The organism is Streptomyces sp. NPDC058231 (genome assembly GCF_042882275.1).
Taxonomy (GTDB): domain Bacteria; phylum Actinomycetota; class Actinomycetes; order Streptomycetales; family Streptomycetaceae; genus Streptomyces.
Window position 1 is genome coordinate 1 of the sequence record NZ_JBHVWN010000123.1, and the last position, 10,190, is coordinate 10,190.

Annotated in this window: 11 protein-coding genes; 2 read left to right on the plus strand and 9 right to left on the minus strand. The window is 73.2% G+C overall.

What is annotated here, in order from left to right; translation table 11 throughout:
- Nucleotides 1-30 precede the first annotated feature (30 nt).
- Nucleotides 31-1,521 carry an MFS transporter gene (locus tag ACFVXE_RS37910; RefSeq protein WP_389678234.1) on the minus strand — a complete coding sequence of 497 codons (1,491 nt, stop codon included), beginning with the start codon at nt 1,519-1,521 and terminating at the stop codon, nt 31-33.
- Nucleotides 1,522-1,622: 101 nt separating this feature from the next.
- Here ACFVXE_RS37910 and ACFVXE_RS37915 point away from each other — a divergent pair, with 101 nt between their 5' ends.
- Nucleotides 1,623-2,234 (plus strand): TetR/AcrR family transcriptional regulator, encoded by a 612-nt coding sequence (locus tag ACFVXE_RS37915; protein WP_389678236.1) that lies wholly within the window; start codon nt 1,623-1,625, stop codon nt 2,232-2,234.
- 103 nt (nt 2,235-2,337) lie between these two features.
- Here the strand turns inward: ACFVXE_RS37915 and ACFVXE_RS37920 are convergent, their stop codons facing one another.
- From ACFVXE_RS37920 to ACFVXE_RS37945, 6 genes are all read right to left on the minus strand, one after another.
- Nucleotides 2,338-2,955 carry a nucleotidyltransferase domain-containing protein gene (locus tag ACFVXE_RS37920; protein WP_389678238.1) on the minus strand — a complete coding sequence of 206 codons (618 nt, stop codon included), beginning with the start codon at nt 2,953-2,955 and terminating at the stop codon, nt 2,338-2,340.
- Between the two features lie 52 nt (nt 2,956-3,007).
- On the minus strand, nt 3,008-3,946 hold the full coding sequence (locus ACFVXE_RS37925) for an SDR family oxidoreductase (RefSeq protein ID WP_389678240.1): 939 nt from the start codon (nt 3,944-3,946) through the stop codon (nt 3,008-3,010).
- Nucleotides 3,943-4,305, minus strand: a complete 363-nt coding sequence (locus ACFVXE_RS37930) for a DUF952 domain-containing protein (protein ID WP_389678242.1) — start codon at nt 4,303-4,305, stop codon at nt 3,943-3,945. Before ACFVXE_RS37930 ends, ACFVXE_RS37925 begins: the two co-directional genes overlap by 4 nt.
- Before the next feature lie 72 nt (nt 4,306-4,377).
- A complete protein-coding gene (locus ACFVXE_RS37935; RefSeq protein ID WP_389678244.1) occupies nt 4,378-4,767 on the minus strand; it encodes an LPXTG cell wall anchor domain-containing protein in 390 nt (129 codons plus the stop codon).
- Between the two features lie 128 nt (nt 4,768-4,895).
- A complete protein-coding gene (locus ACFVXE_RS37940; RefSeq protein ID WP_389678254.1) occupies nt 4,896-5,900 on the minus strand; it encodes an NAD-dependent epimerase/dehydratase family protein in 1,005 nt (334 codons plus the stop codon).
- 143 nt (nt 5,901-6,043) lie between these two features.
- Complete coding sequence (locus ACFVXE_RS37945) at nt 6,044-6,997, minus strand: LysR family transcriptional regulator (RefSeq protein ID WP_389678246.1); 954 nt, start codon at nt 6,995-6,997, stop codon at nt 6,044-6,046.
- Between the two features lie 242 nt (nt 6,998-7,239).
- On the opposite strand from ACFVXE_RS37945, the gene snpA reads away from it, so the two are divergent.
- Nucleotides 7,240-7,914, plus strand: a complete 675-nt coding sequence (gene snpA, locus ACFVXE_RS37950; RefSeq protein WP_389678248.1) for a snapalysin — start codon at nt 7,240-7,242, stop codon at nt 7,912-7,914.
- 397 nt (nt 7,915-8,311) lie between these two features.
- Here snpA and ACFVXE_RS37955 read toward each other — a convergent pair whose 3' ends face one another.
- Both ACFVXE_RS37955 and ACFVXE_RS37960 read right to left on the minus strand, forming a co-directional pair.
- On the minus strand, nt 8,312-8,980 hold the full coding sequence (locus tag ACFVXE_RS37955; protein ID WP_389678250.1) for a DUF6304 family protein: 669 nt from the start codon (nt 8,978-8,980) through the stop codon (nt 8,312-8,314).
- Between the two features lie 50 nt (nt 8,981-9,030).
- Entirely contained in the window at nt 9,031-10,083 is a 1,053-nt protein-coding gene (locus tag ACFVXE_RS37960; RefSeq protein ID WP_389678252.1) for a family 2 encapsulin nanocompartment cargo protein polyprenyl transferase, read from the minus strand.
- Nucleotides 10,084-10,190 lie beyond the last annotated feature (107 nt).

The window sequence follows — 10,190 nt, forward strand, 5'->3', positions numbered from 1 at the left end:
CTCCCTCTCTCCGTCCGACCGGCACGGCGGTCATCGGCCGGCGGCCCCTTCGCGCCGCCGGCCCCCGAGGAACGCCCCTGCGGCGAGTGAACCCGCCAGGACGAGTGCGGAGTTGACCACGATCGCCACCGCGACTCCGGACAGGACACCGGTGGGGCCGGTGTCACCGAGTGCGGTCGTCCGGGCGGCGACGACCGCACTCATGACCGGAATGCCCATGGTGATGCCGACCTGCTGGGTCATCGTGGCGAGGCCGGTGGCCAGCCCCTGCTCGCTGTCGGGGAGTCCTGACGTGGCGGTGACCATGAAGCCGACGATCATCAGCATGTTGCCGATGCCGCCGACGAAGGTGGCGGCGAGAAGGAGCCAGATCCAGCCGCCGGAGGTCCCGAGGGCGACCAGGGTGAGGGTGGCGGCGGCTTGGACGACCCCACCGGTGACGATGGTGGCCCGGGTCCCGTGGCGCCCTGCGGCACGGCCGCCCAGCGTGCCGCCGATGACCGTGCCGATGCCGAGGACTCCGAAGGCGAGACCGGTGGTGAGGGGCGAGTAGCCGAGGACTTCCTGCAGGTAGAGGGTGAGCAGGAAGACGAGGGAGGTCTCGGTGACGAACGCGATCAGTCCCGCGGTGTTGCCCCAGATGACGCTGCGCCGCTTCAGGATCCGCACCGGGACGAGGGGGGTCGCGGCCCGCTTCTCGACGAACCAGAAGCCGACGAGAAGAACGACGCCCGCAAGAAGCGCGGCCAGGGTGGTGGGGGCGGTCCAGCCGGTCCCGCCGGCCCGCGTGAGTCCGTAGACGAGGGCGAGGAGTCCGCCCGTGACGGTCACCGCGCCGGGGATGTCGAGCCTGGGCCGCTCGGCCGGGCGCGAGTCGGTGATGACCGACGGGGCGAGGACCAGGACCAGCAGGGCGACGGGGGCGTTGACGAAGAAGGCCCAGCGCCAGGAGAGCAGATCGGTGAGGAGCCCGCCGAGGACGGCTCCGGCGGTGAACCCCGCCGACATCAGCGCGCCGTTGAGACCGAGGGCGCGTTCACGCAACGGCCCCTCCTTGAAGGCGGTCGTCAGCAGGGCGAGCCCGGCCGGGGTGACGGCGGCGGTGGCCAGGCCCTGCAACACCCGTGCGGTGAGCAGGGCTTCGGGCGAGTTCGCCACTCCGCCGAGCAGGGAGGAGGCGCCGAGGACGGCCATGCCGCCGAGGAACAGCCGCTTGCGTCCGACGAGGTCGGCGACGCGCCCGAACAGGAGAGTGAAGCCGGCGGCGGCAAGGGCGAACGCGGTGGCGATCCACTGCAGGTCGGCCAGTGCGAAGCCGAGCCCCTTGCCGACGACGGGCAGTGCGACGTTCAGGATCGAGAAGTCCACCGCGATCATGAACTGGGCGCCCAGGAGCAGTGCGAGAACGAGCTTCTGCCGCCCGGTCATGCGGATCTCGGGCTGCGGGGGAACGGTCACGGCGCCGACGGTGAGCGTCGGCGACGGTGTCGTACCAGGTGTGGCCTTGATCGGTGCGGACATGGGAGCCCTTCCTCAGGCAGACGTTTTAACGGTTCCACGGTTCCGTTAAGCTGAGATCACCGTAACAGGGAAAGCCCATCTAATGGAACTGGAGACCCGTTATGACTTCCGAGGGAGTGGAACCCGGCACTGTCCGGCCCGGTGGGCGCACCGCCCGGGTACGCGAATCCGTGCTGCGGGCTGCGGGTGACGCCCTGGCGGAACACGGCTTCGACGGACTCGATCTCGCCGATGTGGCCCGTCGCGCGGAGGTCGGCAAGACCACCGTCTACCGACGCTGGTCCACACCCACCGGCCTGATCGCGGACCTGCTCGACGACATGGCCGAGCAGTCATCCCCCCGCACGGACACGGGTTCACTGATCGACGACCTCAGGGCCAACGCGCGGCTCGTGGTGAAAACCCTGTCCGACCCCCGCCAGGGCCCTCTGTTCAGGTCGGTGATCGCCGCGGCGGCCTGCGACGCGCGCACGGCCGAGTCCCTGCACCGCTTCTACGCGATCCGCATCGCGGAGTGGGCCGGCTGTGTCACCCAGGCCCTGGAACGCGGCGAACTGCCCGAGGGCACGGACCCCGGCGAGGTGGTCCGCGCCGTCTCGGCACCGCTCTACTACCGCCTGCTGATCAGCGGCGACCCGCTCGACACGGCGGCCGCCGACCGGGCCGCCGAGGCCGCGGCGGCTGCGGCACGGGCGGGCACGTACGTGCGGTGAGCCGCCGGGGCGCGCCGGGCCGGGGCCCCGTCCGGACCCCGGTGTATCGGGGCACGGCGTCGGGCGCTCCCTCGTCGGCCGCCGCACGGGCCCCGTCGTGCCCTCACTCCTGGCTGCGCAGCCGCACCGCCCAGGGGTGATCGGCGCCGTGCGCCAGGGTGATCGTCTCGGTCAGCCACGCGCGCCGGTCGGCATCGAGGACGGGCAGGGTCGTCGTGAAGTCCACTTCGTCCTTGGGCCGTCGGGACTTCGCCTTGTACAGGAGCTGCACATGCGGCTCGAGGTACGGGATGCCGTCCCCCGAGACCCGGCCCAGCCGGTCGAGCGGCAGCCGGATGCGGGAATCTCGGCGGAAGACCCACTCGTCGCCGTCCGCCTCGTCGAGCATGAACTGGATGCGCCAGGGTTCGTCGGGTCCGGGCCGGCACCAGATGTCGTGGACCTCGGGCGGCAGGATCTCGTGGCGCAGCCACGGACGCAGGGTGCCGGGCGGGTCGGCCGCCCACCACTCCCAGCCGGCCAGCGTCCGCTGGGCGGTGAGCTGATCGCGGCGGAGCAGCAAGACGTCGATGTCGGCGTGGCCCCGGAAGGAGTGGCCGACGGCCAGCTCGATCGCGTGACCGCCGGCGATCCACCACGGGGTGCGCAGGGGGGCGAAGCGCCGGGCGACCTCGGCGAGCGGGGCCGGCTCCCACGGCCCCCAGGGGGTTTCTGTGCGCATGATCGGCCGCCCCTCTCCTCCGGTCGGGTCCGGCGGCCGCGCCGCCGGAGGGTCAGTCCGCCGTGAGCAGATGCCGGTAGCTGTCCGGATTATCGCTCAGATACGCGGCAAGGCTCTTCGCCGGACGGCCGGTCAGCCGTTCCACGGCGTCCGAGACCGCGGACATCTCGCCGGCCGCCATGGCCTCGTACGACGTCACCCAGCCGGCGACCTCCCAGTCCTCGGCACCGAACCGCGCCCGCGAGGCGTACGCCTCCTCCCGGGTCTCCGGGTGGTACGTGACGGGGCGTCCGGTGACGCGGCTCAGCTCCTCGGCGGCTTCCGCGAGGGTGAACGCCTCCGGCCCGGTGAGGTCGTACGTCATCCCGTCGTGACGGGTGTCCTCGCTCTCGGTGTCGGCCAGCAGGACGGCTGTCGCCGCGTCCGCGATGTCGTCGTGCGCCACGGCCGCCACCCGCCCGTCGCCGCCCGGGCCCCGCAGCACACCGTCGGTCCCGGTCATCGCCGGGATACCGGCGAGGTACCAGCTGTCGCGCAGGAAGGTGTAGCGCACTTCGGAGACCCGGATGTGGGCCTCGGTGTACCAGTGGTCGCGGGCGAAGGTGAACGTGGCCTCCGGTGAGGCGCCGAGGAACGACACGTACACGATGCGCTCGACGCCGACGGCGACCGCCGCGTCCACGGCGGTGGTGTGTTCGCGCACCCGGTCGGGGCTCTCGTGCCCGGAGACGAGGAACAGGGTGTGCGCCCCGGCGAGCGCCCGGCGCATGGCTGCGCCGTCACCGTAGGCGGCGGGCGGTGCGGCAACCGTGCCGGGCAGGTCGGGCAGGCGTTTCGGGTCGCGACCGAGGAGCCGCACGGGGACGCCGGCGCGCGCGAGCCGCTGGGCGACGCGGCCGCCGACGGCGCCGCTCGCGCCGGTCACCGCGATGATCGGGGCGTCCGCGACGGCGCGGGTGCCGCCGGGACCGGTGGGGGGTGTGCTGTTCATACGGGAGTGCCTTCCTTGCGCGGCCAGGGACGAACCTCCACGACGGCGTCGACCGGGACGGGGCCGTAGATGTGCGGGAACTCCTCGCCGCCGGGCGCGAGGGCCTCGTACCGCACGGGTACGGAGAGCCGCGCGGGATCGATGACGAGCACCACCAGGCCGGCCGGACCGCCGGCGACGGCCGGGGTTCCGGCGCCGTACAGCATCTCGGCCACGCGGGGGAGCTGGTGCGGCAGCGAGCAGTGGATGAAGCCCTCCTCCTGCAGGGTCCGGCCGCGGGTGGACATCTCGTACGTCCCGGTCCCGCGGGCCGCCTCCCACAGAGGGCCTTCGGTGAGGTGGAGCAAGAGTTCGGCCATGGGCCCAAACTAAGGGCTGCCGGGCCCGATCGGCCGGGGCACGCGAGCCCGGCACGATCCGGCCGACAGACCCTAGCCGCGCCGGCGTGTCCTCCGGGCGATCAGCACGACGGCCACTCCCCCTGCGAACAGCGCCGCCGCGATCCCGCCGATGAGCCATGTGCCGCTGCGCGCCCCGGTGTCCGGGAGCGAGCTCCCGGGATGAGGCCGGTCCGGTCCGGGATACGAGGGTTCCACCGTCGATTCCGGCGCCTGGGCCGGGATTTCGGTCGCCGGTTCCGTGACTTCACCGGCGACGGTGCCGGCACCGCCGCCGAGGTGGGTGACGGGCCCGTCGTGCCGGTCCGGCCCTGTCGTCGGGCAGTCGTTGCCGGAACACGGACCGGGTCCGCCCGGCAGCGGGGCGGCGGCCGCCGGGGCGGCCGCGCCCACCATCGCCGCCGCCGCGGCCACCGTCGCCACCGCCGTGGTCCTTCTGCCTCGCCTACGCTCATATACGCCCATACCAGGCAATATTCCGCTTTGTTGACGGATCGCAAGGTCTGCCACGCCGCGCGGATCCGGATACCGCCCGACGGCACTCCGGGGGCTCATGCCTCCAGCAGCTTCGCCTCGGTCTCCGGGGCGAGCCCCACCGCGGGGCGGTCCGCCCGCTGCGGTGCCTCGCCGTCCAGCCCGGAGAGCCAGTCCCAGGTGTCGGCGACCGTCTCCCCGACCGGCCTGCAGTGCAGTCCGGCCGCGTGCGCCCTGCTGACGTCGCCCTGGTGCAGGGCGTCGTACAGCTCGCCCGGCGGCAGCCAGACCGGCAGCTCGTTCCACGGCTCGACACCTGCCGCCAGGATCTTCTCGGCGGCCGTCCACCGCAGGACCGCATCGGAACCCGTGGCGCGCACACACGCGTTCAGCAGTTCCCCCATGGTGGCGTGCCCCGGACGGCTGACCAGGTTGTACGGTCCGTGCAGACCGCGCTCCCCCGCGTCCAGCAGCCAGTCCGCCAGGTCACGGGCGTCGATGTACTGGATCGGGGTGTCCGGTGCACCCGGGGCCAGGACGGGACCGCCGCGGGCGATCCGCCGCAGCCACCAGGGCAGCCTGCCGATGTTCTCCCACGGGCCGAGAATCAGTCCCGCGCGCGCCAGCAGGGCGCGGTCGCCGAACGCGTCGAGTGCGGCCAGTTCACCGCCGCGCTTGGCCACCGGGTAGGGGGCGTCCGCCCCGGCGTCCGGCGAGGCCCCGCCCACCAGCGGGCCGTCCTCGGAGAGCCCGGCCGGTGCGGGGTGGTCGTACACCGAACGGCTGGAGACGTACGCGTACCGCGCGGCACGGCCGGCGAGGAGCCGGGCCGCGTCCCGTACGGCGGAGGGGGCGCCGCTCCAGGTGTCCACGACCAGGTCCCAGGTGTACGCGTCCGGGCCGCCCTCCTCCGCCCCGGCGGCGAGCGCCGCGAGCCCGCCGGCCGCGGTGCGGTCGCCGAACAGTTCGGCGACGCCCGGCGGGGGCGCGTGGTGGCCGCGGTGGAAGACCGTGACCTGCAGGCCCCGCGCAACCGCCGCCTCGGCGACGGCGCGCCCGACGAATTCCGTACCGCCCAGAATCAACAGCTTCATGGTCCCGACTCTGCCCGTGGCGGATGCCGTGGCGAACACCGTCTCGCTCCGGGCGGAACCGGACGGCGCGGATCCGGACGCCGGGGAGCCGGGCGGCAGGCGGGGTCGGGCGGTTCGGCCGGCGTGGAGTGTCAGGGGGTCCGGGCGAGCGGGCTGCGGTTGCGCAGCAGCCACTGGTGGTATCCGGCCACGCGCTGCGCCGCCTCCCGGTAGGCGGCCCGCAACTCCTCGTACGCCGGGTCCGTGTCGGCGCCCGGCCGGGACACCAGCAGCAGCCGTACGGCGAGCGGGTCGTCGCGCAGCGGGCGGATGGCCATGTCGTCGCGTGGGCCCGAGGTGGGCTGGCACGGAGCGACCGCCTCGCCCAGGACGACCAGGGAGGCGGCGGTCAGATAGTCGCCGTGCAGGACGGTCGGGGCGAGACCTGCCGCGCCGAACACCCGGCGCAGCCCGTCCCATTCACCGTCCACCGTGGGATCGACCATCCAGCGGTCGGCGGCCAGGTCGACCAGGTCCACCACCGGCCGGGCGGCGGCCGGATGGTCCCGGGCCATGGAGATGAACTGGGGTTCACGGTCGATGAGCACGCGCTGCTCCAGGCCCTCCGGGACGGCGAGCGGACAGCCCTCCACCTCGTGCACGAAGGCGACGTCGAGCCTGCCCGCCTCCACGGTGCGCAGCAGGGCGTGGGCCGACACGTCGACCCTCAGCGAGATGTCCGTGTCGGGCATCCGGATCCGCAGTCTGCGCAGCCAGGCGCCGATGACACGGCTGGCGGTGCAGCCGATCCGCAGCCGGGGGCCGTCCGCGCGCACCACGTCGGCCTCGGCCTTGGCCTCGGCGACCAGGGCAGTCATGCCGTCGACCAGCGGGCGGGCGCGGCTGAGGACGGAGCGGCCGAGCGGGGTCGGCCGGCAGCCGGTCCGTTCGCGGCGGAACAGCTCGGCGCCGAGGGAGTTCTCGATCCGCCGCAACTGGGTGGTCAGGGAGGGCTGGCTGACGCCCAGTCTGCGGGCGGCCTGATGCAGGCTGCCCGTGTCGGCGATGGCGCACAGCGCCCTGAGGTGCCTCACCTCCAGGTCCATGCCGTCGAGGGTAGGGCGGCCCCTGAAGGTCGCACCAGATGTCACAACCGCATCAAAGGCCTCTAATTCAGCTGGTGTTGGGCTCGCGGACGTTCGGTCCTGCGGACGGGCGATAGGGCGGAGCTATCGCCGATTGACATCATCCGCAGCGGCTCGGGTTCCTCGACACTCTCTGCGTACCGCACCCGTCCGGCTCAGGTGTCCGGGCGGGCCCCCACCGGTAACTGGCAGGAGATCCCCCCATGAGACACCCCAGGACCGTCATGTCGGCCGTCGTCGGCCTCGGCTTCGGCCTCGCCGCCGCGCTGGGCACGGCGCCCGCGATCGCCTCGGCCGCGCCCCCCGTCTCCGCGTCGGCCGTGCGGGCGGGCTACACCGCTCCCTCCGGGTCGCAGGCGCACGAGAACGCCGCGGCGAACAAGGCGTTCTTCGAAGCGGTCATGAAGTCGGTCGCCGAGAAGCGGGCGGCGCACCCCGGCGTCACCTCGGTCACCATCGTCTACAGCGCCGCCAACGCGCCGAGCTTCCGCACCCAGATAGCCAACAGCACGCAGATCTGGAACAGCTCGGTCTCCAACGTCCGGCTGCAGGAGGGCTCGAACGCCGACTTCGCCTACTACGAGGGCAACGACCCCAACGGTTCCTACGCGAGCACCGACGGGCACGGAAACGGATACGTCTTCCTCGACTACGCGCAGAACCAGCAGTACGACTCGACCCGTGTCACCACGCACGAGACCGGGCATGTGCTCGGCCTCCCGGACGACTACTCGGGGCCGTGCAGCGAGCTGATGTCGGGCGGCGGCCCGGGCCCGTCCTGCACCAACCCGTATCCCGACGCGAACGAGCGCAGCCAGGTGAACTACCTGTGGCAGAACGGTCTCGCTGCCGCGCTCGCCCGCGGCAGCGGCTCCTGACCCCGGCCGCACCACCACCGCCACCGGGCGATCCGGCCGGGACCGTTCGAGCGGGTTCCACCGGCTGAGCGGCACCGCGCCGCTCCCGGTCGCCACCCCCCACGCCGCAGGGGACCACTTCGCATGTGGCCCCCTGCGGCAGCGGCGACCGGGCAGACAATGAAGTCGCGACAACGGGACCTGCCCCGCACCGGGACACATCCGGTACGGGGCAGGAGCCGCGCCGGACGGTCCGCCAGGCAGCTTGGGCCGGCCGGCAATGGGAGGGCGGCGTCACGCGGTCCGGCACGCACACCCGCGGCCGTCACTCACCACGGCTCCGCCATGACTCGATCCTCCGCGCAGCTGCACGCACCAGCCCCCGGCCCCTCTCCCAATGTCCGGCCGGTCTTCTTGGTCAGGCCAGTTCGAGCGGGAAGGCGCCGCGGTGCCCGGTGCCCGCGCCCTCCGCCGGGCGGGGCTCGAACTCACGACAGCTCCAGATCTCCTGGACGAAGCCGGTCCGCCGGTCCCACAGACCGACGACATCGTCCTCGCCCGCCGCCCCCCGGTACGCGTCCTTCGCGCCCCGGAAACAGGCCAGGCCTCCTGAGAGTCCGCGGCCGGGAGCCGGGAAGTAGTCCGAGAACGCGCAGGCGATGCAGGTCTGCAGCCGGACGCCGGGCGGCAGGATGCGCTGGATCGTTTCGAGCGCGGTGGCGAAGTCCGGCTCGGCCCGGCGCGAACTGAAGACGGCGCCGCCGAGATGCAGCTCCAGATGGAGATCGGCGTCAGCCCGCCGTAGGGACAACAAGCAGCTGAGGGTGGCCTGATGGGCCGTCCCGTCGGAGACCACCGGGAGCGGCAGGTCCCACTCCAGGACGCAGTCGGTGAGCGCTCCGTCCGCCAGGGCGAACGCCCCGTCCTCCGGCGGCCTGCCGGAGGACGGGGCGAGGCCGTCGAAACTCTCGCCCTCGAAATCGACTCCCCGGATCCGGATGCGGAGTTGCTGTCCGTCGGTGGTGAGGATCATGGCCTCGGAACCCTGTCGGTCCCGGTACCAGCCCGCCCATGACTCGTCTGTCATGGGCACGGACTGTAGCCCGTGCCCGCCGGCGTCCCCGTGCCGCCCTCCCCTCAGTGCGTCCGGCGGGTGACGAACTCCGCCAGGGCCATCAGATCGCCCGCCGCGGCCAGGTCGGGGACGGCTCGGGACAGATGGTGGACCGCACGGGCCATCCGGTCCGCCGCGCAGACCTGGGCCCAGTCACGGCCACCGGCCCGGTCGACGGCCTCGGCGGCCCGGCTCACCTCCGCGGCCGTGTTCATGGAACCGCGGTAGAGCGCGGCGAGTTCGTCCGCGGCCGGCGTGCGGGAGGTCAGCGCCGCGACCACCGGCAGGGACTTCTTGTGGGCGGCGAGGTCGGCGCCGACCGGCTTACCGGTCTGCGCCGGGTCCCCCCAGATGCCGATCAGATCGTCGATGAGCTGGAAGGCGAGACCTGCCTCCCGGCCGAAGCCGTCCATCGCGCCGACCGCCCGCTCCCCCGCGCCGGCGTACAGCGCGCCGAGCGCACAGGCGCAGCCGAGGAGTGCGCCGGTCTTGGCGGTGGCCATGGTGAGGCACTCGTCCAGGGAGACGTCCTCGGGGCCGCGGTCCTCGAAGGAGCAGTCGGCCTGCTGTCCCGCGCACAGCTCGATGACGCAGTTGGCGAGCCGGACCGAGGCGCGCGCCGACGACGGGCGGGTGTCCTCGGCGAGCAGCCGGTGGGCGAGGGCGAGGACGGCGTCACCCGCGATGACGGCGGCCGGGATCCCGAACACCGCCCAGGCCGTGGGCCGGTGCCTGCGGGTCCGGTCCTCATCGATGACGTCGTCGTGCAGAAGGCTGAAATTGTGGACCAGCTCGACGGCCACGGCCGCCCGTACCGCCTGCTCCGGGTCGCCTCCCACCGCCCGAGCCGCCGCGAGGACGAGTGCGGGCCTGATCGCCTTGCCGGCCTGTCCGGTGGCGGTGGTGCCGTCGGCGTGCTCCCAGCCGAAGTGGTACATCGCGACGCGCCGGATGGATCCGGGCAGCGACTCGACCGCGGCCCGGAGTTGCGGGTCGACGAGGTTCCGGGTGCGTTCCAGGAGCGCCGCCGCCTCATGTCCTTCGGTGGTGGCGGTGGCGGCGTCCGTACTGGTCATGGTCACAGTGCTCCCTAGGGCGTGTTTCGAAAGTAGCGCCGTCCGCCCGGAGGGCGGGCTCGGCGGCGTCTGGTGCGTGCGATCGCAAGGCGGAGGGTCGCCCCGAT

Coding starts and splice junctions, on each gene's coding strand:
- ACFVXE_RS37910 (WP_389678234.1), bottom strand. CDS start 1,521: ATGTCCGCACCGATCAAGGCCACACCTGGTACGACACCGTCGCCGACG.
- ACFVXE_RS37915 (WP_389678236.1), top strand. CDS start 1,623: ATGACTTCCGAGGGAGTGGAACCCGGCACTGTCCGGCCCGGTGGGCGC.
- ACFVXE_RS37920 (WP_389678238.1), bottom strand. CDS start 2,955: ATGCGCACAGAAACCCCCTGGGGGCCGTGGGAGCCGGCCCCGCTCGCC.
- ACFVXE_RS37925 (WP_389678240.1), bottom strand. CDS start 3,946: ATGAACAGCACACCCCCCACCGGTCCCGGCGGCACCCGCGCCGTCGCG.
- ACFVXE_RS37930 (WP_389678242.1), bottom strand. CDS start 4,305: ATGGCCGAACTCTTGCTCCACCTCACCGAAGGCCCTCTGTGGGAGGCG.
- ACFVXE_RS37945 (WP_389678246.1), bottom strand. CDS start 6,997: ATGGACCTGGAGGTGAGGCACCTCAGGGCGCTGTGCGCCATCGCCGAC.
- snpA (WP_389678248.1), top strand. CDS start 7,240: ATGAGACACCCCAGGACCGTCATGTCGGCCGTCGTCGGCCTCGGCTTC.
- ACFVXE_RS37955 (WP_389678250.1), bottom strand. CDS start 8,980: ATGACAGACGAGTCATGGGCGGGCTGGTACCGGGACCGACAGGGTTCC.
- ACFVXE_RS37960 (WP_389678252.1), bottom strand. CDS start 10,083: ATGACCAGTACGGACGCCGCCACCGCCACCACCGAAGGACATGAGGCG.